This window comes from Paenibacillus sp. MAHUQ-63 (assembly GCF_028765165.1).
GTDB lineage: Bacteria > Bacillota > Bacilli > Paenibacillales > NBRC-103111 > Paenibacillus_E.
Window position 1 is genome coordinate 74,715 of the sequence record NZ_JARADB010000008.1, and the last position, 23,768, is coordinate 98,482.

Below are 23,768 nucleotides of genomic sequence, written 5' to 3' on the forward strand. Positions count from 1 at the left end.
AAATCAGCCAAATGAACCTAAGACGCCAGGAAATACCTAGGCGTCTTCATTATTGTCCTTGTGCAGTTTTAGATGTAAAGAATGATTCGAATTTATCAGCAGCGGCTTGATCTGCAGTTCGAAGAGCATGGCCGTAAATATTCATTGTTGTAGTAATGCTTCCGTGTCCTAACCGTTCTGAAATGATTTTGGCATGAACACCTTGGTTAATCAGAATTGTAGCCGAGGTATGCCGAAGATCATGGAATCGAATGTATCGAAACCCGTTTTTCTTAACGAACTGTCGAAACCAAAGATAGGGCCGTTCATGATGGAAAGGTTGTCCATCTGTATGTGAAAACATAAAAAACCAATTGCCGCCGCGCCATGCATCCCCGATGTCATTTCGTTCTTGCATTCTGTAGTCGTAATATTCTTTTAGCTCTTTAAGCATTGAGCTTGGTAATGCAACTTTACGAATGGATTTCTTTGTCTTAGGCTGTTTCACGATAACTTCACCTTTCAGAGCATGGATCATGCTCTGTGAAACATCTAACACGCCCGTGTTAAAATCAAGATGCTTCCATTCAAGTCCAAGCAACTCACTCCGTCGTAACCCAGATGTAAGAGCTAAAGTAATCATTATCCTCCAGTGATAAGGTTCACGTTGCAGTGCTCGAAGCATTTGTTCAACTTCTACTTCATCATATGGGATAATCTCCTTTGAATCAACTTTTGGTTTTTGCACGTCACTAACCGGATTTCGTTTGATGATTCTCCATTCAACTGCACGTTTTAGAATGTTTTTTAAGATACGGTGATTAATCTCGATCGTTCCAGAGGCTAACCCTCCATTTTTTTTATCTCCGCGGCTGCCCTCTTTTTCAAGTTTATCGAGAAAATTTATAATATGGAGGGGCTTAATATCCTCTAACTGCATGTGTTGGAAAGCAGGCAGGATACGAATTTTTAGATTCGATTCGTATGTATACAATGTCTTATAACCCAGATGTTTAACGGCATATTTATCGCGCCATTCTTTAACAAACGCTCCGAATGTCATTTTCTGAGGTGCGATATATTCACCAGCCTCAACTTCCTGACGGAATTTTGCATATTCGCTTTCAGCTTCTTTTTTGGTACGGCAGTTAACGGTTTTTGTACGTCGTATATACTTACCTTGGTGGTCTTTTCCTAGGCTTACAGTCAAGAACCACGAATTGTCTCCACGCTTTTGGATGTTAGCCATTTTAACTCACTCCAACTCCTGAGTTTAATGCTCTGCTGCTGGGAATGAAAATCAGCAAAGTATTCTTACATTTTTCCCCTTATTGCTTCTGAAGAAACGTGGACGAAAGTAATTCCTTTTTCATCGAAAAAAGCCCTCGCCGTTGACGAGAGCTTGAAGTTGCTTATGATTGTTTAGACCTTTACCCCAAACTTTTAAATTTAGTATAGAGGTTTTGGTTGGCATTCAGTTTTAAACCGTAGTTTCGAATATAACCAGACTTTACATATATTTGAGTGGTATCGCAACTTACATGATCTAAGAATTGTTGAATAATTGAAATGTCTACCCCCTCTTCATAAAGCAAGGTGGCAAATGTTTTTCGTGTGGTGTGTATGCTAAATCTACTAATCCCTGCAAGATCACAATATTTATGGAGTAATCTGGAGACATAATCACGCGTAAGGGGTCTTCCTTTAACACCTTGAAACAAAAAGCTAGTTGGTAATAGCTCATTTTTCTGACAGAATATTTGAATGGTGTCTCCCATTCCAGATATCATGGGGACAACAAATTGCCGCTTAGATTTGGTATTCTCGAGTTTATATGTATTGAGACTAAAGTCAAAATGGCCCATTTTCAGTTGAAGAATTTCGGAAATTCTTCTGCCCGTAGATAACAGCAAAGAAAACAAAAGTAAGTCTCGTGTTAATTGGTTACTATGAGCAACGATTGCGTTAAGTAATTTTAATATTTCATGTCGTGACAGTGTAAGGCCTTGTTTAGAGACCGGTTTAAGAGATTTAAAGTCGAAGGTGAGTTCTCGTAATGGATTTTTAAACCGATAATTTCTTTCAAGGAATTGAAAGAAGCTCACTAATACATGCCTGGTGTTTATCAGTGTACAATAACTATAAGACATGGAAAGATCCCGGAAATATTCATCCATTATCTTTCCATTAATGGGTCGGATAGCGATGAGTTCGCCACGTGCATCTACAATTTTTATTATTTGACTTAAATCAATTTCATTTTGTGGTATATTAATTTTTTTGGATAAATAGTTGGCGAAGTGTTCGACACGTTTGGAGTAATCCAAAAATCGCCCAGGTGAGTAATTACGTTTAGCGAAGAAGTCAGATAAATCACGTGTAAGCAATCTCAATTTAATCAACTCCCAGTGAACGAAATAAAAGATCTTGAAAAGGGAATGGAAACTTATCAGTTAACATTTTGCCTAAATCATTTGGAAGAAGCTGAAGATATATATTCGTGGTATTAATATTGGTATGTCCCAATATCTGGCTTAGATACTCCAGTCTCATACCATTCTTTAAGCATCTAACTGCAAAAGTATGACGTAGTGCGTGTGGGGTAAATTCTTCGTGTAACCCAGCACGTTTGCACAATCTTTTTAGCATTTTCTCAATAGCGTTTCTGGTAATCATCTTTTTTCTCTCTATATCGTGATCGGTTGCAACAAAAACATATCCTTCTCGATTTATTAAGGGTTCCTTCACACCAGTAATATTAAGATAGTCCAAGATAATTTGTTCTACTTCAGGATACAAGGGGACATATCGTTCTTTGCTTCCTTTTCCTTTTTGGATAAAGATCACTTTGCGATTGAAATCAATATCCTTGATCTGTAAACATGTAAGCTCACGAATACGAAGTCCCGTACCCACTAATACACTTAGTATAGCGTGATTACGATAACCATTGATCATTTGTACAGATTCTCGAAGCAATACATCCATCTGCTCATCAGGGATATAACGGGGGAGTAAAATACGTTTTTCCCACTCAAATCGTGATCGAAAATCATGGTCAATCCATTTCTCTCTATGACAATGTTTAATGAAATTTCGAAGAATACCTGTGTAGGTGTTCGCAGTATATACTGATGATTCACCTTTTCGCGGTTGAATCTTTTTGAGGTATTTGTCCAAATGTATTTCATTAAGCTGAGATAGATTAGTGTTAGGATATTTGTTTTCCAAAAAGTCACAAAAATTCAGTAAAAAGCTTCTATATGTTGTATATGTTTCCTTTGACCTCCTATTAATATCAACCTTAAGTTGTAAATTTAATAAATATAATTCGATTGCTTCTGTAATTGGGATTGCAACCGTGAGGTTGCTTTCAGGGTTTTCGGATACATGCTCTTTGCGTATAAAGTCAATAAATTTGTCGAAGGGGATCCCTAGCTCTTCACATATTTCATGATAATCGTAAGTCGAATTCATTTGGAAGCTCATTTTAGTAACTCCTTGTATTTGGATTAAAGGGTAGCGTATTGTCCAACATCCGCTTGACACTACGATGCAAATAATGCATCGTAGCTCTCCAGTCCTTATGACCAACAGTTTTTGATACTTTATCAAAATCATTTTTCTCATCTAAAGCATTGGTGATAAATGTATGCCGTAAAGATTTTGCGGAAAAAACAATTTGCCCGAAGGTTAAGTAATTGTACCGTCTAATTGTTTCGCTAATATCTTTGGTAACTAGTGGTGTACCTCCTTCGTCAACGAATATGAATTCGTTAGGCAGCAGACATTTGCGTTGTTTATGGATGTAATTAATAACAAATTGTTTTATATAGGGATCAATTTTCAATTGTCTACGATCAGATTTAATACAATGTAACGAAATGAGGGACTCAGTTTCGTGAAAATCAGAATACCTGAGATTACATATTTCTATGGGCCTACAGCCGGTTTCAATAAGCAGCAGAAAGATACACAAATATTTCTCTGATGTAAGGGTATTACAATGCAAAATTGTGTTGTAAAACTTGATTAGATATTCAGATTTCACATATTCGTTGTCTCGACTTCCCGTGTCAACGAAATCACAGGTTAAAGTATAGGAAAAGCGAATCACCTTCGTGTCTCTTAAGTAATTTAGAAAACGTTTGACTCGATCTAACTGTCTTCTCGCTGTTTGAACCGTAATTTCTTCCCGACTTACACGTTCTGCAAAATAAATTTTTTCATAATTCTTAACATGTTCTAAAGTTAACTTTTCAACTTTGCAGGGTGGGATTGGAATTCGTTTTAAAAAATGTCTTATAGAATTAATTTTGTCGGATACATATGAATACCCCCTTTTTATAAAGGATCGAATGTAATCCCGAAAGTATTGGCAGCCCAAGTCATCAAATATTGGATCACTAAATTGTACTAACGAAAAATCAGGCCTAACGTCGATTTTTTTAATCTCAAACAAGTATTGAATATAGTAAGTAAGGCATTTTAAAAGTTCATTACGTTTGCTCACAAAATCACGCCTTGAAATGATCACACGATCAAGATGCTCTTTATATTTTCGAATTGATATTTTTAGATTATTGATTGTGATTGTATGGAATGGAATAGTAGCCATAAATACGAAAAAAAATTGAACGTGAAAAGAACATGTGTCAGCATCTAATCCTTTGTTGTGTAAGTAATCCCGAAAAGTATAATCATCGAGTCGAACAAGAGCTGGATTGCTAGGGAATTCATTTTCAATAGGGAATTGAACGTTTTCTTTTTTTAACTGATTCATAGTTAGGTCGCCTTTCATTTCTAATTTGTTCATCTGAATATCTTCCAATTTATTTATTGTTAAGAATCAGATGCCGTGGTAGTATACTAATATACCTTTTGTTTTTATTTTTTTTCGCGTCTCCTGCCTGGGCAAGGGGAAATTCTAATTTCTAAATGGTCTCTCTTAAGGGACAATTATTTTTAATTCACCATTTAGGTGTTTAGTCGTATTTATGTGGATATTATTATTTTGTCCGTAAATTTCCATTTAATTCCACGAGTGGCACATTAAATGCGATTAATGTGAATTTCTTTTTGTTGATGTAATACGTTAATGAGATAAAGTGATCGAGGACTATTTGTGGTGCATTTGCCCATGAATAGTCTTTTTTTCGTATTTGAAGTGGTTGATGTTTATGGTTTACCCAATCTGACCTTAAGAAAGGGGTGGTGCAAATGAGCCGAAGAATTGTGTTACCAATTGGTGTCCTTCATTCTGTTGCAATTCGGGTTTATTGCCTCCATATTTATCAACCTTTACTTAGGGTATCCCATAAACTAAAGCACAAAATAGAAGACTTGTATAAGTCTTGTAGAGACTGATCTTTGCTATTGGCATATTTTTAACTTGGTGATGGAAATGGAAAAGCCAAGTTATGAAAGTCCATTGGAGCAAGGCATCGAATGTATTAAAAAAGTCACTGTTGGAAATATGGCGGCTGAGGAGTATTTCAGCAAAAGAATAGATGCCAGGGGGCACTATAGTCTGCCGTGGCCGGAAATAACTTGGGTTCGTCATAACGATATGGATTTATATCGGAGATTTCTGTTAAAGCTGAAACTCCACCATCGCCGAATAGTGCTACTTAGGGAAGAAATTCTGGGCTTCACACAGACGGAACTTTATGATTTTTACGGTATTCATAAGGATCTAACTGGAAAATTTCTCGGACGGCAAAAAAAGAGACGTGAAGTTAGAGTTTCGCCACTAATGATACGAAATATTACTCCTATTATTAAAACCGATATTGATGATAGAGTGATTTCATTTTTTGCGATTTTAATGAGGGTTCCGCCTAGTTGGATTCTTTTTGATGAACCTGAGCTTGAGTGGACTACGGTTCATTTTGAGAAGACTGGCCATCACGTTGTTACCGAGTATGAGCTTTTGACGATTATTAAAGGAATTGAATCAGTTTCTTATCATGACGTTATTCCGATGATATTAAATATTCGAGGAAGTAAGTTACGTTTGCGTTTGGAAGTTAAATATGGTTCGTTTTTACTTGAGTATGCGGACGCCGGACTGCAATTAGGAGCATTTGAAACGTTAGTTAATTTACTCGAGCCTATGGTTAAGAAAACTGGAATTATCCGGACTGTGATTCCTAACCATCTAAATTTGGCTATCATTGGTGGGGATCCAGCTCATATTACACCACCCGAATATCGAGCAGATTTGGACTTCGTGAAGTCTTTACGAGTAGAATAATGTAAATTGTCAAGCCTCCCTTAATAAGGAGGCTGATTTTTTATGAATAAAAATAAGGATGCTGTTAGGAATAGCTTGATTTTACTTATTGAGGACTGGATGAAGCAGGTGGTGAGTATGGAAAACAAGGAACCTATTAGTAAGAATCAAGAACAGGTAAGTGAAAAGACATCGGTTAATACTGTCTTTTCAGTTCGGGATCTTGCGTCATTTCTGGGGGTTTCAACAGATTCAGTGTATGCAATGGTTCGAGAGAAACAAATTCCACATTTCCGGGTTCGAAGAAGAATTCTGTTTCATCGAAATGCCGTTGAACAGTGGTGTAAAAAAAATTGGCCTAACCCAAATGAGTATGACTTGAATTCACATAATTAAAAACATATGAACTCAAATATAAATGGGAATGAATGAAAATATTAACATCAAGGCTATATTGTTTTAATGGAGGTGTAAATTGTTGTATGGGTGAGACAAAATTGAAAAATGTAACATGGACTATGGTTCAGGACGAAAAATTGTTAAAGTTCATTATTCAGTATCTTCGAGAAGGTAAAACACAAAAATGTGCATTTGAAGAATTTGCCAAAAGAAATGGTCGTACAATTGCTGCTGTTACTTTACGCTTTCATTTTCATTTGAAGAAAAAATATAGAGCAGAATTAAGCCCCTTTATCTTTCGTTCTAATGAAAATATGAAAAGGGAAACTTGGACATTGGAACAAGACGAAATGTTGCTTAGTTTAGTCTTAGGATATTTTCGTGAGGGTAAAACACAGAAAAAGGCATTAGAAGAATTTGCTCAAAAAACTGGCCGTTCAGTTGGAGCTGCTATTGTACGGTTAAATACACATCTAAGGGAAAAATATCAAGCTGAATTGAAAAAGTTTAACATTGATAACACCCCGAAAAATATAAAAGACAACGAGGATTTTGAAAATAATGAAATTGAATTGAAGAGAAAATCTGACAGCAAGGTTCGCTCGTATGAAAATTTAAGGGAAGAAAATATTTATCTCCATAAACAATTGGCAAGCGTAATTGAAGAAAACTCCAAAGTAAAAAAAGAGTTAGAAGCTGTAAAGAAATTAAATCAATTTAATTTTGATAGTGTAAATATGGCCTCTTTGTTAAAACTTCTGGAACACGCTCAGTCACTAGGTATGCTAGATCTGATTGTTTCTGTGAAAAGAGACGAAGGGAATACTGAATCCTAATACAAATTCTCCCCGAGAGGTCTTCCTTGCTGTTTTTGACTGAATGGCTTGATATAATTAGCTAAAGTAAAGCGCAGGCACTCTAGTTTGGGAGGAGAGGCCCTTGAAGAAGGAAATTGATGGATTGATAGAATGTTTTGAACGGGAAATGGTGGAATTACAGCAAAAGCTGCGTTTGAAACCTGATGATGAATATTTAAAGGGAAAGATCTCTGGCATTAAGACGGCATTAACTGTTTGCCGTATGTACAATCGACCTGAAGATGGTCATCCAATAGATGTAATAATTGATACACCGATGTAATGAGAAACGTCTGTTAAAATTAGACCAAATATTTAGGAACAAGGGTGGTGTTCGGATGAATCAAATAAAGGACTTGCAGAAGCTGATTAGACTCACAGGTGATCGAGCTAAGTTGGATGCCAAAGCCAACGAAACATACATTGTATATAAGACTAATAAAGGCCAAATTGTAAAGGAATTTGCCGACGGAAAGATTGTCCCCGTTACCGACCAGGATGTCTCATATGAATGATAAGATGCCAACCATGTATGTTTTTGCCGGCAACAATGGAAGCGGTAAAAGTACGATTCGAAATCTCATCGTAGATCGGATAGGGGTTTGTATCAACATTGATCCTGATGCATTGGCTCGCGCTATGGATTCTGTTCATCCGGAAGGCCGAAGAGTTTCTGCAGGTAAAGAAACTATTAAATTAGCAAGGGAATGTATTCATAACAAACGGGAGTTTTCAGTTGAAACAACATTGGCTGGGGGCAATGTTATTCGTTTAATGCGTGATGCTAAGGCGAATGGATTTGAAGTTTCAATGCTTTATGTTGGTCTTGGCGATTATCGATTAAATATTGAAAGAGTCGCAGCTCGAGTTAAAAACGGTGGGCATCACATTCCTACTGAGGATATTATCAGACGACATGACACTTCAATTGGAAATTTGCTTTCTTATCTTTACTTAATTGATCATCTGATTGTTATAGACAACAGTCATATAGAAGGCAAGATTATTCTTGGTGCAGATAACGGTTCAATAACTTATCGTGTGGACTCTATTCCTCAATGGGGTGAACGCATTGAGCAGAGATTTCAGACATAAAGAGAACAGTCAGGAAATTCAGACCTGTTCTTTTGTTATATTAGCTAAAGTATTTCTTCATAGGTTCCTCTAACCATGATACGATAATCAAAAATGGATGTTACCTATTATGGGAAATAGAGGGGATTATTATGATTGATAAAGTCATTCGCATATTCAATATTATTAATGCAATACAAGCGAACCCTGGAATCTCGGCAAAAGATCTTGCTTTCAAATGCGATGTGAATATTCGGACTATTTATAGAGATATGGATATTCTCGAATTGATTGCTCCGGTTTCCAGAGAGGGCAGGGGAACCGGATATCGGTTTATGGGAAAGTTCTTCCTGTATCCGCTTAACTTTACCGAACAGGAAGCTCTCGTGTTTTCGTTGCTCCCTTCCATGCTGGACAAGGACAAGCTGCCTTCAGGCTTCGATACAGCATATGATAAGGTAATGGGCACTCATCTTAAGGAGAAATCGCGCCAAAATAATATCATTGAGGATATCGTCGGTGTCATTCAAATGGGTACACCTGCGTACCGTCAAGAAAGCCCCAATTTTCTGCAGCCAATCATTCAAGCCATCTTGGAGCATAAAACAATCGACGTCGTCTACCATACTCAATACCGAAATGAAACGACGGAGCGCAAAATCGATCCCTATTATCTTGTTCCACGCGATCAACGGTTTTATATGATTGGGTATTGTCACTTAGCACAGGACATTCGGACCTTTCGGATTAGTCGTTTTCAGCAAGTGGAGCTTACCGGGCAACGGTTCGACAAAGGCGATTTCAATATCAAAAAATACTTAAAGAACACGTGGTCTATTGATCGTGGGGATAAGAACGTCACGTTCAAAGTTCGGTTCAATGCTGAAGTCGCCCGTTACATTAAGGAAGAAGAATTATTCGTACAACCGAGAATGAAGGATCAGAAGGACGGCAGCCTTATTTTCGAAGTGACAGTTAATAATGAAAAAGAGTTTTTGAGATGGATACTTCAGTATGGTCCGTCGGCGGAAATTCTTGAACCCAAAACCGTCCGGGAATCGTTAAAACAGCAGTTGTCGCAGTGGATCATGATGTATCAATAAAAGTAACCTATAGAGCGCCTCGCTTCGCTAAGAAGCGGGGTTTCTTTTTTACGAACATCTATTCGCTGACAAATAGGTGCCCAAGGGAAAGTTTAATATAGGGGGACAAGGACGAAAAGAAGGAGGACATTGGCTAAATGAAGCTCATCATAACGAAACACGCTTTCGAACGTTATTGTGAGAGAGCGGCGACATGTCAGGACGACTTCTATCATTTTCAAAATCAATTGCGAAAGGTACCGAGAAAAGATTTGTGTTTTTTGGAGTGGAAAGGGAAACCTGCAGTCTACTTTGATCAGACCTATTGGCGTTATGTTCGAAATGAAAGGACGAATACCATTATTTTAATCACGTGCCTTGGAATTCTGGAATATATCAGCATTCATAAATGGGCGAATTATATAACTGCCAAAAACAGCCGCGCAGCAAAGAAGTTAATGAAATCTATTCGGAGAAAGGAGATGCAACATGAATCAACCTGTGTTGTTTAACCATTCATGGAGTAAGCCGTTTTTGCCGACTGGGGGAGCGGAGAAGATTTATCTCCTCATCGAAGCACATGGGGCAGGAAAGGCGAAAGACGCCAAAAACCGCGCTCCGATCAATCTTTCTCTGGTATTGGACCGCAGCGGGTCCATGTCAGGAGAGCCTCTGATTTACAGCAAAAAAGCGTGCCGGTTTGTCGCTGAACAGATGAATGTCCATGATTTACTCAGTCTGGTTGCATTTGATGATGAAGTCAGAACCGTTTTACCGCCTGCAAAAGTGACGCATAAGGATCTGATCAAGCAGCGCATAGATACCATTGAAGTTGGTGGAACAACGAATCTCAGCGGGGGCTTGATCGAAGGTGCGCAGCATGTCCGGAAGAATAAGGCCGATGGAATGGTGAACCGTGTCACTCTGTTGTCAGACGGCGATGCCAACGAAGGGATCACGGATCGCGAGAAGCTGTTTTTAGCAAATGAATACCGTTCTTCTGGTGTCGAGATCAGTGCTATGGGCGTCGGCGACGGTTTCGATGAAGAATTAATGGAAGGCATTGCGGAGCATGGGGGCAGTTAAGGAACTACATCAAGAAAAGTATCGCCGGATGAAACGAAAATAGTGAATGGTCCCCAAAGCCAGAAGAACCAGGTCCGATTGGACTATTGGAGTGTCGAAAAGTGGGAATTTTGGTCTGAATTTAGAAGGAGAATCGCCTAATTTGAAGAATATGTAAGGAGATTAAAAGGATAATCATTGTAATAGTAAAAATGAAAGGTGAAAAAATGGATACAAATAGAGAAATTATCGAAGAAAAAGATGAAAAAATTGCCCAGCTCGAAAGACAATTAATAGAATTAAAGGAAGCACAAATGCAAAGTGCTGCAACTATTTCGGTAGAACATAACTCAAGATCTTTATCTCTTCCGAAAGGAATATTTAAGTTTTTCTTAAAAGCTGGTGTATTTAAGATTATTTTGGCCATTCTTGTTCCTTTAATCGTCATTTCAGGAGCAATTTCGATATTTTCGGGCAGTACCTTCAAACATAAGTCTGTTACATATGTTGAACACGTTCAAGAGCTAGCCACATTGGCAACAGCTAAAGCTTATACGAAAGCGGTTATACACGAAGAGGATAATAAAATTTTTGGGAAAGACATTTCAATTGATCTGTTAGGAACAAAGCGAGAACTACTATTAATTGTACCTGGGACGGTTATTGCTGGTGTTGATTTGAAAGGAACTACTTCTAAAGACATGGTTATAAATGAAGAAACAAAAGAAATAGATATTACCCTTCCACATGCAAAGATTGTTCAGGACGCATCATTACAGATGGATAAAATACAAACCTATGTCAATGGTGGACTATTCCGTGGTGATATTAAATGGGACGAGGGGTATACCCTGGCCGCAAAGGCACAAGAGCAAATTCGTCAAGATGCCATCTCTGGTGGTTTACTAGATACTGCAGAGAAGAATGCAGAAAAAGTGTTAAAGGAATTCTTTAAGAATATTGGATATACGGTAAAAGTCACTTTTAATTAACGGGACGGCCTGTCCATTCTACTTGGGACAGGCATGTTCTGTAATTTATTACTGGGGGAGCCATAGAGGTTTGTTGAATTCTACTTACTGAAGAAATTTACAATCATTAGCCAAATATTTTTGGCTCTTTTCTAATTTAGTTTGAGTGTATTAATCCCCTTCGCCCCGCAATGAGGAGTGAAGAAAAGCAACGAAGGTAAAAACGTGTCTTGGTAAGGATACAAAGGGCATCTGACTGTCAGCACCCAGAGTCAATACATCCTTGGAGTGTGTCCTTAGAGTGCTGCTCTAATCTGGAAGTCTGAATGACGGAAAAGTTGCGATTCGCTCTACTGGTTACATTGACGTACAATTGTATGAAACTGGCATGTAATCGATTAAATCAGCAGTCCATGAAACAAGCTGCACAAGGATTTCTATAACCACATTCAAGGTTTTCTGTTAGTCCGGTTACTGAGAGCCATGTATTATGAAATTGATTCAAGCAAGTGAAATGATTAGGGAGGATCAAGACCTTGCATGTAGTAGAGGCATGGGATCGAATTATCGAGCGTGCTAATAGCCAACCTTTTGAGATTCACACCGTCCCACAAAATAAAAGGGCACCTTTATGGTTTCGAGTCAGTACTGATGGAACTACACTTATCATCAGTCAAGCAAAGGATAACGTACCAAGTTCCACTCTGAAAATGCCCAGGACGATTACGTTTGAAGAATTTGAGAGAGTATTTCCTTATTATCTTTTACGGCTTAACGGGACTTCTGTAAGTCAAGAAGCCGTACGAAAATCGGTAAATACGGTTTACATTTATGGGTTAATTGCAGATACGCTAGCGAATTAGACTATATTAATCACAATATTTGATGTACCTCGCTTGATCCAAAGCGAGGTATTTCGTTTTCTAGAACGTACATTCGCTGACATACTGCTGCCCATAGGAAGTCTTAAAATAAGGATAAGACTCACCTTCAGTTCCGGTTAGTGGAAGGGAAGTAGGTGTATTTTAGAGAATTTAGGTATATTGGATTATTCGTGAGGGGGCTTTAACATGGATCTGATCGATCGCTTGTATCAGAAAATCAACGAGGCTCCATTGTCTCCGAAAGTGTTGTTGGCCAGATCCTATGCCCAAGGACACCAACTACTCGAGCAGATATGCAAGCGTTATGGAGCTGTCTTTAACGTAGAAGTGCAGACTCTTCGCGGAATAGTGACCGCAAATACAAAGCCAGAGCTGTTTCGCAGAAAAATCAGTCTGCTTGATGAGGGGCAGGCTGTTTGGGTTGTCCGTGAGTTGATGAAGCAGTTGGCCATAGAGAATCCAATGACTTATATAAACGAATCGATGTTGAAGCCCGGTATCGTCAATCAGGTGAATCGTGTTATATCCGATATGCGGTTGGCCGGTCTTCGTGCGGATGAAGTGAAGGCGGAATGTTTTACAAATCTGCTTAAAGGCGAATATTTGAAAAGAATGCTCGCATTCTACGAGACGTATCTGCGGGAAAATGGACGGACAGATGTTGCCGGATTGGCTGACTACTTGAAACCAGGAGGGGACGAAACCGTCTATCTAGCGCTTGCGCCAACAGGGTGGACGTTCGTAGAGCGGAATATGATCCACAAGCTTTCGGGTGATCGTCTCTGCTTCCTTGATCCGGATGATCCATTTTATATAAACGAATATTTTTCAACCAATAAATTCACGATGTTCTGCGCAACCGGAAGTTTGGCGGAAGTCAGAGAGGGATTTCGAAGAATACTATCGGACCCCGCGGCTCTTGATCGGATGGAAATCATTTTGTCTGATTATGAGCATTATGCACCCATTATTCACTCGCATGCAGAAGCACTGGGCGTTGAATGTACGCTCTCGAACGGGTTGCCTCTTGTATTTTGTGATGCTGGGAAAGCGGTTGTAGGGATACTGGAATGGATTGCAGAAGGTTTCCCGGTAAAGAGGCTTACGGAAATGCTGCGACATGGCTATATTTCGTTCTCAGATGAACGCTGGTCTCGCACCGATTGGGTTCGCTTGCTGGAGAAGTCCGGTATTGGTTGGGGGAGAGAAAGGTATCTTGCTTTACTTCGTCCAGAACGACTGAGTGAGGAAGAGCGGGAGCTAGGCACTGTTTTATTGACTTACTTGAAAGATTGGTTTGATCGGCTGCCCGAAGGCAATGAATGGAATCCATTTAACTTATTAAAGTGGGTGACGGATTTTGTTCAGAAGCATGTGCCGGTACGGTCACCGGATGATGCAAACGTAGGAGCAGCGTTGAAGGAGATGACGAAGCGTTATTTAGCAAGTCCATCGGAACCCATGCCGATGGAGTTGGCTGTCCAGTACGTGAAAGAGATGTTAGCCGGGATTCGTATTCGCGCCTCAGTAACACCGAAACCGGGTGCGATTCAGATTAGCTCCCTACAAAACGGCGGGTGGAGCGGAAGAGAGCGGACTTGGATCTTGGGTATGGATGAGAGAACTTGGAGTATATCTGCGGTTCAAGACCCTCTTCTCTTGGATGAAGAACGTATTACGCTGTCTAAGCACTTGGAGACTGCCAAGGAACGTGCGAAGAATGTCAGGAACGAACGTGAGTCCCGGCTGTCTCAAATTCGGGGAGAGATATGGCTAAGCTACTCCTCTTATGATATAGGGGAGCAAAAGAACCAAGGTCCCTCTTTTGAAATGCTTCAAATCCTGCGGCTGCAGTCAGGAGATTCGTCATTAGATTTTGGGGCATTGGAGCACTCACTAGGTGAACCCTACAGTGTGATGGATATCATTCATACGACCGGTGAATCTGCTCCGTTTGACGGAATCGATGCTTGGGCGGGGCGGCTCCAGGAACCGAATAGCAAATCCAAGGATGGATGGCAGGCTATGATGGAAACGTACCCTGCTCTTGCCGCGGGTTATAAAGCCATAGCATTCCGATTAGATAAGAAGTTATCAGACTACGACGGCTGGCTGGAGATCGACCCTTCTACAAGCCCTCATGGCTTAGATGACGTTCAACGCAGCGATGCTATTAGTGTGAGTCAGTTAGAGAAGTATGCGAGCTGCGGGCTGCAATACTATTTCTACTATGTCTTGAAGCTTCGTCCGAAGGATGTCTCGGAATTCGACCGGACCCGCTGGCTGCAAGCAAGCGAGAGAGGCTCCTTGCTGCATGATATTTTCAGACGGTATCTGGAGGACGTTACGGACAAAGGGACGAAACCGGCCCTGCATGACAAAGGCCGACTGGTCGAGATCGCGGAAACCGTAATCCGGGAGAATGCGCTATCCATCCCTGCCCCTAATCAGCATGTATTCATCAAGGAATGTGAAGAAATCCGGCGGGATATGGAAATATTTTATCTCCATGAAGTCGGCAGAACGGATCAACCCTGCTTCTTCGAATTAGAGCTCGAGGCGCAGGATGGGGAGCCCATAGGGATTGATTTGCCTGGCGGCATTCATTTTAAGCTGAAAGGCTTTGTCGACCGGGTCGATCGGATAGGACCACACGAGTACCGCATTATCGATTATAAAACGGGCAGTACCAGCAAGTACAAGGCTGCAGCATATTTCTGCGGCGGAACACAGATGCAGCATGCGATCTATTCGTTTGCTGTAGAGCAGTGGCTCCGCGAAACAGGGAGGGATCCCGAAGCCAAGGTGACGGAGGCGGAATATTATTTTCCAACGGAGCGTGGACGCGGCGAGAAGGTAAGACGAATTCAGAATCGCAGAGAAGACCTGGCTACTATTATTGCAAAGCTGCTGGAATCTCGGAATCGAGGGATTTATGTCCCAGCTAAAGATTCGATGGTCTGTGGGTGGTGTGATTACCAAGCCGTGTGCGGATCTCATGCGGAGTGGATGGCGGGCAAACGTGATTCGTCTGTAAATGCTGATATTCTAAGTACGTTGCTGGAGGTGGAGGGACATGACTGAATCGTACGGCCTTACGGCACCTGCAGACCAATCTGACCGTGATCGGATCCTGACGGATTTAAATACGACTTTGCTTGTTGAGGCAGGGGCTGGATCGGGTAAAACGACCAGTTTGGTTGGCAGGCTTCTGGCATTGATCGAATCCGGCGTTAGTGTCAGTCAAATCGCGGCTATTACTTTTACCAACAAAGCTGCAGACGAGATGAAAGAACGTTTCCGACTGTCGTTGGAGAAAGCCTATCGAAGATCATTGGATGCTTCTTTAGTTCGGGAGCGGTTGTCCGAGGCACTGGGAAATCTTGATCTGATCTTCATCGGAACCATCCATTCTTTCTGTGGATCGCTATTGCGCGAGCGTCCCATTGAGGCAGGGCTGGATCCATCATTTGTAGAAATGGACGAAGTAAGTGATAAGCAATTCCGCGCGAGTTGTTGGGATGATTACATGGCTGAGCTGGATGAAGAAGCGCGGTTACAATTCGAAGAGTTATTGTCGCTGCGTGTGGATGTTAATACCCTTAGAGACGTATTTGATCGTGTGTTTTTGTTTACTGATGTTGAGCTTCCTTGCGAGGAGCGGGAGCAGCCCAATTTTGACCGAATTCGGGAAACTCTGCTTCCTTTGCTCGATGCTGCAGCGCCCTATATTCCGACGGTGGAGCCTGAGAAAGGCTGGGATACGGTTCAGAAGCTTGTCAGGCAGACGCATCAGAAGATGCGCTACATCGACTTGTCGGATGATATGCGAATTCTCGATATCGCAAAGGAGTTTGACCGCAAGCTCGACGTGACGCTGAATAGGTGGACATCCAAAGAACATGCCGGCGAGATGAAAAAGCTTTTTCCCGATTGGCAGATCAACGTACTTTTTCCGTTCCTTCAGGAATGGCGTGAATATATGTATCCGAAGTTGATCCGCTTCGTGCGGCCTGTACTTGATCATTACAAGACACGCCGATACGCCGCGGGAAAACTGAATTTCCAGGACTTACTCATGGAAGCTGCCAAGCTTGTACGTGAAAATAGTGAAGTAAGAGCGTATTTCGCCGAACGATACCAGAGGCTGCTTGTCGATGAATTTCAGGATACGGATCCGATTCAAGCGGAGCTGATGTTTCTACTCACAGGGAGCGCTGAGGTTGAGGTATTCGAGAAAAACTGGCGGCGGCTTACACCACGGCCAGGTTCCTTATTCGTGGTCGGGGACCCGAAGCAATCAATCTATCGTTTCCGCAGGGCGGATATTTCTATCTATAACGAAGTCAAGGCGCGCATCCAGGAGTGCGGTGCGGTTTGTCGTCTAGCAGCTAATTTCCGTTCTGTACATTCCATCGGCGATTACATAAATGGTCAGTTTGTCGGCAAATTTCCGTCTTCGGAAACGGAGTACCAGGCTGCGTTCGTGAATATGGAGACACGTGCGGACAATCCCAAAGGCGCTTGTAAACCGCCACATGGGATATACGTGCTTAATTATCCCAAAATGCCGGGAGGCAAAGCTGCCGTCGCACAAACAGATGCTGAGCAGATTGCAAGATATATATCGTGGGCGTGTAATAATGGTAATTTGCAGATTGTAGATCGTGATAGAGGAAACAGAAATGCGGTTCCGAGTGATTTTCTGATTCTGACGAAAACGAGGGAGTTCATCCACCTGTACGCAGAACAGTTGGATTTGTTCGGAGTACCGGCTGATACTTCGGGCAGTACGACAGTCTATGAGGAACTGCTCGCATTATTACAGCTGGTACGGTTTTTAGAGGATTCCGCAGATAAACCGGCTCTACTCTCTGTTATCCGCGGAATGCTGTTCGGCTTGAGTGATCGGCAATTATGGACGTATAAGCAGGGCGGATTTTCGTTCTCGTTATTTGACTTACCGGCATTGGAGGCTTGCAGGGATGAGGCCAAGGCAGTTGTTACGGTGCTTGGAAAGCTTCAGAAATATAAGGGATGGGTTCGCACGTTAAGCGCAGCCACCGCATTCAGCCGAATCGTGGATGATCTCGGTGTTCTGCCGTACGTGTCGACGCTGCCGGCAGGCTCTGTTCGTGCGGGGACATTGGTGAGAATGCTGCAACTGTTACATGGAGATCCTGCGGCGAGTTCAAGCTGGGCGGAATTGTGTCGATTGATTGAGCACATACTCGCGGATCGAGGGATGGAAACATCGAGCCTTTACGCTGGCGGCAACCAGGCTGTCCGGATTATGAATCTGCATAAAGCCAAAGGACTAGAAGCGCCCGTAGTCTTCTTAGCCTGTCCCTGCGGGGAGTCTGATCATGATGCGACGCAGTATATAGATCGTTCCGCAGATCCGGCTACAGGTTACTTTACGATAAGTAAATCAATCGGAGAGTTCAAAACGGAAGTGATCGCTCAACCCTTAGGATGGGGTGAGATGAACGAACGAGAGCGTGCTTTTTCCAATGCAGAGAAAGATCGGTTACTTTATGTCGCGGCTACACGCCCGAAGCAGATGCTCGTTATAAGCTTGTATCCCGATCAACCGGCGAAGTGCCCTTGGACACCGCTCGTAGATGGGATGAATCTCGCACGCGAACTTGATGTGCCGGTGATGAAGCCAGAGAAGAAGACGGAGTTGACCGAGGGGCCGGATTTGCAAAATGTTGCGGAAGTTCGAAAGATGAGGCTGAATGCGATTAGTGAGCCTACTTACGCAGTCTTATCTGTCACCGGCCAGACGAAAGCAGCCGGCGATACGCCGGAATGGTCCGCGGAAGGCAAAGGAATGGCGTTCGGAAGTGTCGTTCACCGTACTATTGAGATGCTAGGCAAGGGTTTACCAGAGTCTGAACTCGAGGACACTATACGCTTTTTAGCGGATGAGGAAGGCATGAATGAGGATCACGTAAGCGAAGCCGCTCGGGTTATAAGAAGCGTAATAGCCAGCGAACTCTGGCAGCGTAGCCAGCGTGCTCGCCGCCGCTTATTCGAGGTGCCACTGATGATCCGAAAGAATGCCGGTGAAGTCAGCGTTTCTAGCGATGCTGGGAGTGCCGCGTCAGAGGTTGCGGTCGCAATGGAAGGAACAGGTTCAATTAAGTATGCCTATGTTCGTGGAGTCATTGACTTCCTCTTCGAGGAAGAGGATGGCTGGGTTATTGTTGATTTCAAGACGGACAGCGTAACAGAAGAGAAGCTGCAATCATTCATTGACTTCTACCAGCCGCAGGTATTGGCTTATGCGTCAGAATGGGAGCAAACTTTTGGTTACAGGGTGAAAGAAGCGGGGTTGTATTTTGTTAGTTTACCAAGATACGTAACTGTAAGGTAGGAGCTATTCCTGTAATGAAGTAATTTGAGCTTTGAACGCAAAAAGCGCCTCTTGTATACTGGGAAACGTTCCGACCAAAGAACAAATCCCACATACGAAAAGAAGCACTCAACATGAAGTATAAACTGAAGCAAAAGCAGAATCAACGTATTACACGAATTAAAGAATCCACGTTGGTCGTTGGAGCAGACATCGCGAAGAAAGTTCACGTGGCTCGTGCGGTAGATTTTCGCGGCATTGAGCTAGGGAAGGACTGTACGTTTCACAATAATGCGAGCGGACTCATGAAGTTAGCGACGTGGATGAAAGAGCTTAAACAAGTACATGCCAAGACGGAGATCGTCTTTGGAATTGAGCCCACCGGGCACTACTGGTTCCCGTGATTGACCGCTTCTTCCCGGAGTATACAAGCGTCTTCAAAGTCTGGGAAGGCAAGGCATCGGTTATGACGTTGAGAGAGTCTCATTGCCCGCCGAGATTGTGGCTAAGGGTTCTAAGGCATCCTGGAACGTTGGAAGACAGATGTGAAGCGTGGAGTAGGCATAAAACGGGCGGAGAAGCTCGTGGCTACAGCCTCGACCTCGATCGGACTTACAGATGGCGTAGAAGCAGCCCGAATGGAACTGGCCATTCGGTAGCAGGGTTCCTGGCTGAAGTAGGAGACATCCACAAATACGACCATGGGCAACAAATCATTCGTTTGGCCGGTCTGAACTTGAAAGAGAATAGCTCGGGCAAGAGAAAAGGCAAGACAGGAATAAGTAAACGCGGGCGATCACGACTTCGGGCATTGTTGTTTCGGGCTGTGATGCCGATGGTAGCGAAGAATCCTGCCTTCAAGGCATTGCACCATTACTATACAACGAGAAGTCGAAATCCGCTCAAGAAGAAGCAGTCCATTATCGCGTTATGTGGAAGGCTTATTCGAATTCTCTTTACATTAGTAACCAAGCAGAAAGAATACGTTGCAAATGATGTAATGGGGCCGGTTCATCAGATCCAGATACAAGTGGCAGCTTAACAAAGCAAGAACTGTAGAACTTATTGTCCATTTCAATTTTTTAACGAAGACAACGGAAGCACTGGAGCAGCCGAAGGATTACATTCCATAAGGGCATCGACCCCGTTTAGGAGCAAGAATCGGCATCCACCCCTTGAGAGGTAGGACGAAAGAATGTGAGGCATAGACCCAGCGTGACATGGGAGGGTAAACCCCGAGGGTGAATGTGGATATCCAACTGTGCGATCGTATTGAATTATTCACAGTTTTGGAATCTGATACCCTAAGCTCTGTTCCCGCCTACGCTCTGATATCAAACAGTAGCACAGGATACATCCTTCGCTATTATCGCTCAATCTGTTGACGTTGAAATATTGAGATTACGTGAGAAAAAAAGGAGAAGATAGGAAAAAAGGAAAAAAACAGGAGAAAACATTACTTTATAGTGGGAGGATAAACGTGTTAGATATCAAGAACGTTTGGGCAAATGTGTTGACCCACGATGGAGGAGTATTTCGCTAAATAAGCGGCGGTGAATTTACTTAACGAGTGAAGGGAAAGCACTTAAAAGGACCATCTTACATTTACGTGATTCTCATGGATAAACGGATTCATTATAATCAATAAGTAAAATAAAGGGTTATTAATTTCTGGAGGAAATTTGCTCGAAAAGTCGAATTTATAATACTAATGAACTAATTGCTCATAAAATTACCAATACTAGATTTACTTATGGAGAAGATATGAATGAACTACAGAACATGCACCATACCCATATTAATCCGAGAAAACTGGTTAGGGCTGATAAACTACTATAGTATTCAGCTTAGCAAGTAATATTCGTCGGACAACGGCTGGCTATATTTTAAACCCTTTTTTATGGAAAAAGGCTTTGTGAGATTTAAGAGAATTACTTTATCGAAGTGGTATACTTAAAAATGTAATTATCATTATGTGATTTTAATCTCTGTATTGAAATATTCAAGAGTTCTTCCAGATAAACGAGGTGTGATATTATGATAGATTACGCTCCAGGTATGCGCGTTATTATCCGAGATGAAGAGTGGATGATAAAGAAGGTTGAAACCAATAGTTTAGACCGAAAAACGATTTACTGTGTAGGAATATCTAAGTTGGTAAAGGATAAGGAAGCGATTTTTCTTACCGATATCGAAACAATAGAACAGGTTGATCCTGCAAAAACTAGACTAGTCATCGACGATTCACCGTTTTTCAAAAAATCCCGTCTATTTGTAGAAAGCAAATGGCGTCAGAAAATACCGACAAACTCCATGCTTCACGTTGGTGGAAAAGCAGCGATGGATTTAATGAATTTTCAGCTTGAGCCGGCTCAAGTTGCTCTTCGGCGTCCTCGCCAAAGAGTACTCATTGCAGATACCGTGGGCCTTGGCAAAACGCTTGAAGCGGGTATATTGATGGCCGAACTGATAGCCAGGGGAAAAGGAAAGAGGATTCTGGTCGTAACAGTAAAAAGTATGATGACGCAATTTCAGAAGGAGCTGTGGAACAGATTTACGATTCCATTAGTGCGACTTGACTCTAATCATATCGCCAAGATTCGTTCGGAGTTGCCTTCTAACTATAATCCCTTTTTTTACTATGATAAAACCATTGTTTCGATCGACACCTTGAAACGAGACCTTGAATATAGAACGCACCTGGAGAATGCATGGTGGGATATTATTGTCATTGATGAAGCCCATAATGTAGCCGAAAGGGGTGGAAGGCAGGCACAGAGGGCAAAGCTTGCAAAATTGCTATCAGAGCGCTCCGATACGTTGATCATGCTCTCGGCTACTCCCCATGACGGACGAAGTGAAAGTTTCGCCTCCTTGATGAATATGCTTGATCCAACTGCGATAGCCAATCCTCACGATTATTCCAAGGAGGATATTAAGGGGCTTTGTATTCGACGGTTCAAAAAGGATGTAAAAGATCAGATTAAAGGTTCCTTTAAAGAAAGAAAGGTTAGCATTGAAAAGTGTGATGCATCCCCTGAGGAAGAAAGTGCTTTCAAGGTGTTTGCTGAAATGCAGCTTGAAATGGATACCACCAGCACTCGTATCGCCGGGCAATTATTTAAGACAAGCCTTGAAAAGGCAATGTTTTCAAGCCCCGTAGCTTGTCTAAAGAGTATTGACGAGCGATTAAAGAAGCTTCATAAAAAATACGATGCAAGCCCTATAGGTGATATTGCGAAGCTTGAAAAGCTCAAAAGTACCTTACTCCGAATAGAACCGTCATCCTTTTCACGCTACCAGAAACTATTGGACTTGTTGCAGGATAAGAACTATGGATGGAACGTAAAAAGGAAAGACGACCGGATTGTGATATTTACTGAAAGAATTGAAACAATGCGCTACCTTGCAGCCCAGCTTCGCAAAGATCTTGAATTGGATGAAAATATCATTAAAGAAATGTATGGTGGCATGAGTGATGCCGATCAGCAGAAAATTGTTGAAGATTTTGGGCGCGAGGAATCCCCAATCCGGATTCTAGTCGCTTCTGATGTGGCTTCAGAGGGAATCAATCTGCACTATCTAAGTCATCGATTAATCCATTTTGATATTCCGTGGTCACTCATGGTATTTCAACAAAGAAATGGGCGTATCGATCGCTATGGTCAGAAAGAGCAGCCTGATATTCGCTATTTTCTCATTAACAGCAAGAATGAAAAGATCCGCGGCGACATGAGAATAATGGAGATTCTTGTTGCCAAGGAGGAACAGGCTTATAAAAACATTGGGGACCCAACCTTGTTGATGGGAACATTCAATGTCGAAGAAGAAGAACTCATTACGGCAACTGCTATTGAACAGGGGATAGGTGCTGATGAATTCAGCAAACAAATTGATGAGACTGCAGATGATTTCGACCCGTTTGAACTATTAATGCAAGGTGCATCGTCTGATGAAGAGCCTCCAACTGTGGTAAATGAGGAGACTCTGTACGGGGATAAGGATTATTTACAAAACGCGCTCCTCTATTTCTCGCAGACTGAACAAAATCCGGTGCAAGAGCTGCAAACAGTTACGGGACTTGAAATAACCGTTACCCCCGAATTAAATCGAAGATTAAAAGCTGTACTCCCGGTAGAAGCACTGCCGAAAGCCGACTTCATGCGTTTAAGTCCAGACAAACAGTTCTGTATGGATGAGATGAAACGCAGCATGCAGAACAATATGGAAGATACAGCCTGGCCCCAAACCCAATATTTGTGGCCGCTCCATCCTATTTTTGAATGGGTCAATGACAAGGCCGGGCTCCTTTACGGCAGAGGAGAAGCACCCATAGTTGGCCTGTCCGGCAAATTATCTGAGAATGAATTTCTCTATATTGTGGCTGGAACCATTCCGAATCGAAAATCAACTCCGGTTGTAGATGAATGGTTCGGGCTTCGATACATCAATGGACAGTTCGCGGAAGAACTGACGATGGAACAGGTAATAGCCAAGTCCGGCTATGGGAGAAGTGATACTCCTAACAGAAATAGGCTTTCCGAAGTAAGTAGGGAAGCAGCACAAGCCCTGTTGCCATCTGTTGTGTCCCAGGCCCAACAAGTACTGAAACGATATAGCGAAGGGTACCGTAATCGAATAAATCCAGAGATTAGTGCGGAAATTGATAAGCTGGCTGCGCTCGAGGAGCGGCATAAGGATTACCAGCTATCTTTATTTGAAGACGATCGAAGGAAAAGTGCCAAAGAACGAGAAGTTGAACGAATTTTTAATGAGTTTACGGAATGGGTGCGAGATACGCTGGAAATAAAGGACAATCCATATCTGCGGATTATTGCAGTTCTTACGGGAGTGAACTGAT

General features: G+C 42.1%; 16 protein-coding genes and 1 pseudogene. 13 read left to right on the forward strand and 4 right to left on the reverse strand.

The window, feature by feature from the left end:
- Positions 1 to 49: 49 nt before the first annotated feature.
- From PUT07_RS30660 to PUT07_RS30675, 4 genes are all read right to left on the reverse strand, one after another.
- Positions 50 to 1,228, reverse strand: coding sequence for a tyrosine-type recombinase/integrase (locus PUT07_RS30660; protein WP_274472584.1), 1,179 nt, complete (start codon positions 1,226 to 1,228; stop codon positions 50 to 52).
- A 181-nt stretch (positions 1,229 to 1,409) separates the two neighbouring features.
- Positions 1,410 to 2,372 (reverse strand): tyrosine-type recombinase/integrase, encoded by a 963-nt coding sequence (locus PUT07_RS30665; RefSeq protein WP_274472585.1) that lies wholly within the window; start codon positions 2,370 to 2,372, stop codon positions 1,410 to 1,412.
- A 1-nt stretch (position 2,373) separates the two neighbouring features.
- A complete protein-coding gene (locus PUT07_RS30670; RefSeq protein WP_274472586.1) occupies positions 2,374 to 3,468 on the reverse strand; it encodes a tyrosine-type recombinase/integrase in 1,095 nt (364 codons plus the stop codon).
- Between the two features lies 1 nt (position 3,469).
- Positions 3,470 to 4,795, reverse strand: coding sequence for a tyrosine-type recombinase/integrase (locus PUT07_RS30675; protein ID WP_274472587.1), 1,326 nt, complete (start codon positions 4,793 to 4,795; stop codon positions 3,470 to 3,472).
- 588 nt (positions 4,796 to 5,383) lie between these two features.
- Here PUT07_RS30675 and PUT07_RS30680 point away from each other — a divergent pair.
- The 13 genes and pseudogenes from PUT07_RS30680 (at position 5,384) to PUT07_RS30745 (ending at position 23,767) form a co-directional block, all read left to right on the forward strand.
- Positions 5,384 to 6,235: a hypothetical protein gene (locus PUT07_RS30680; protein WP_274472588.1), complete on the forward strand. Its 852-nt coding sequence runs from the start codon at positions 5,384 to 5,386 to the stop codon at positions 6,233 to 6,235.
- A 42-nt stretch (positions 6,236 to 6,277) separates the two neighbouring features.
- Complete coding sequence (locus PUT07_RS30685) at positions 6,278 to 6,610, forward strand: helix-turn-helix domain-containing protein (RefSeq protein WP_338000786.1); 333 nt, start codon at positions 6,278 to 6,280, stop codon at positions 6,608 to 6,610.
- Positions 6,611 to 6,696: 86 nt separating this feature from the next.
- Complete coding sequence (locus tag PUT07_RS30690; protein WP_274472589.1) at positions 6,697 to 7,449, forward strand: hypothetical protein; 753 nt, start codon at positions 6,697 to 6,699, stop codon at positions 7,447 to 7,449.
- Positions 7,450 to 7,552: 103 nt separating this feature from the next.
- Positions 7,553 to 7,753 (forward strand): hypothetical protein, encoded by a 201-nt coding sequence (locus PUT07_RS30695; RefSeq protein WP_274472590.1) that lies wholly within the window; start codon positions 7,553 to 7,555, stop codon positions 7,751 to 7,753.
- Between the two features lie 224 nt (positions 7,754 to 7,977).
- A complete protein-coding gene (locus tag PUT07_RS30700; RefSeq protein WP_274472591.1) occupies positions 7,978 to 8,565 on the forward strand; it encodes a zeta toxin family protein in 588 nt (195 codons plus the stop codon).
- 131 nt (positions 8,566 to 8,696) lie between these two features.
- Complete coding sequence (locus PUT07_RS30705; protein WP_274472592.1) at positions 8,697 to 9,647, forward strand: helix-turn-helix transcriptional regulator; 951 nt, start codon at positions 8,697 to 8,699, stop codon at positions 9,645 to 9,647.
- 468 nt (positions 9,648 to 10,115) lie between these two features.
- Positions 10,116 to 10,712, forward strand: a complete 597-nt coding sequence (locus PUT07_RS30710) for a vWA domain-containing protein (RefSeq protein ID WP_274472593.1) — start codon at positions 10,116 to 10,118, stop codon at positions 10,710 to 10,712.
- A gap of 206 nt (positions 10,713 to 10,918) precedes the next feature.
- The gene (locus PUT07_RS30715; protein ID WP_274472594.1) at positions 10,919 to 11,683 is read left to right on the forward strand and encodes a DUF4230 domain-containing protein; all 765 of its coding nucleotides are present in this window, start codon (positions 10,919 to 10,921) and stop codon (positions 11,681 to 11,683) included.
- 515 nt (positions 11,684 to 12,198) lie between these two features.
- Positions 12,199 to 12,525 (forward strand): hypothetical protein, encoded by a 327-nt coding sequence (locus tag PUT07_RS30720; protein ID WP_274472595.1) that lies wholly within the window; start codon positions 12,199 to 12,201, stop codon positions 12,523 to 12,525.
- Between the two features lie 207 nt (positions 12,526 to 12,732).
- Positions 12,733 to 15,630, forward strand: coding sequence for a PD-(D/E)XK nuclease family protein (locus tag PUT07_RS30725; protein ID WP_274472596.1), 2,898 nt, complete (start codon positions 12,733 to 12,735; stop codon positions 15,628 to 15,630).
- Positions 15,623 to 18,928 carry a UvrD-helicase domain-containing protein gene (locus tag PUT07_RS30730; RefSeq protein WP_274472597.1) on the forward strand — a complete coding sequence of 1,102 codons (3,306 nt, stop codon included), beginning with the start codon at positions 15,623 to 15,625 and terminating at the stop codon, positions 18,926 to 18,928. The genes PUT07_RS30725 and PUT07_RS30730 overlap by 8 nt, the downstream gene beginning before the upstream one ends.
- Before the next feature lie 113 nt (positions 18,929 to 19,041).
- Positions 19,042 to 19,949, forward strand: a pseudogene (locus tag PUT07_RS35495) (transposase).
- A gap of 995 nt (positions 19,950 to 20,944) precedes the next feature.
- Positions 20,945 to 23,767, forward strand: a complete 2,823-nt coding sequence (locus PUT07_RS30745; protein WP_274472599.1) for a DEAD/DEAH box helicase — start codon at positions 20,945 to 20,947, stop codon at positions 23,765 to 23,767.
- Position 23,768: the final 1 nt, after the last annotated feature.

Bases quoted from the DNA above. Each gene is read 5' to 3' on its own strand.
- PUT07_RS30660 (WP_274472584.1), bottom strand. From the start codon at position 1,228: ATGGCTAACATCCAAAAGCGTGGAGACAATTCGTGGTTCTTGACTGTA.
- PUT07_RS30670 (WP_274472586.1), bottom strand. From the start codon at position 3,468: ATGAGCTTCCAAATGAATTCGACTTACGATTATCATGAAATATGTGAA.
- PUT07_RS30675 (WP_274472587.1), bottom strand. From the start codon at position 4,795: ATGAACAAATTAGAAATGAAAGGCGACCTAACTATGAATCAGTTAAAA.
- PUT07_RS30680 (WP_274472588.1), top strand. From the start codon at position 5,384: ATGGAAAAGCCAAGTTATGAAAGTCCATTGGAGCAAGGCATCGAATGT.
- PUT07_RS30685 (WP_338000786.1), top strand. From the start codon at position 6,278: ATGAATAAAAATAAGGATGCTGTTAGGAATAGCTTGATTTTACTTATT.
- PUT07_RS30690 (WP_274472589.1), top strand. From the start codon at position 6,697: ATGGGTGAGACAAAATTGAAAAATGTAACATGGACTATGGTTCAGGAC.
- PUT07_RS30700 (WP_274472591.1), top strand. From the start codon at position 7,978: ATGAATGATAAGATGCCAACCATGTATGTTTTTGCCGGCAACAATGGA.
- PUT07_RS30705 (WP_274472592.1), top strand. From the start codon at position 8,697: ATGATTGATAAAGTCATTCGCATATTCAATATTATTAATGCAATACAA.
- PUT07_RS30710 (WP_274472593.1), top strand. From the start codon at position 10,116: ATGAATCAACCTGTGTTGTTTAACCATTCATGGAGTAAGCCGTTTTTG.
- PUT07_RS30715 (WP_274472594.1), top strand. From the start codon at position 10,919: ATGGATACAAATAGAGAAATTATCGAAGAAAAAGATGAAAAAATTGCC.
- PUT07_RS30725 (WP_274472596.1), top strand. From the start codon at position 12,733: ATGGATCTGATCGATCGCTTGTATCAGAAAATCAACGAGGCTCCATTG.
- PUT07_RS30730 (WP_274472597.1), top strand. From the start codon at position 15,623: ATGACTGAATCGTACGGCCTTACGGCACCTGCAGACCAATCTGACCGT.
- PUT07_RS30745 (WP_274472599.1), top strand. From the start codon at position 20,945: ATGATAGATTACGCTCCAGGTATGCGCGTTATTATCCGAGATGAAGAG.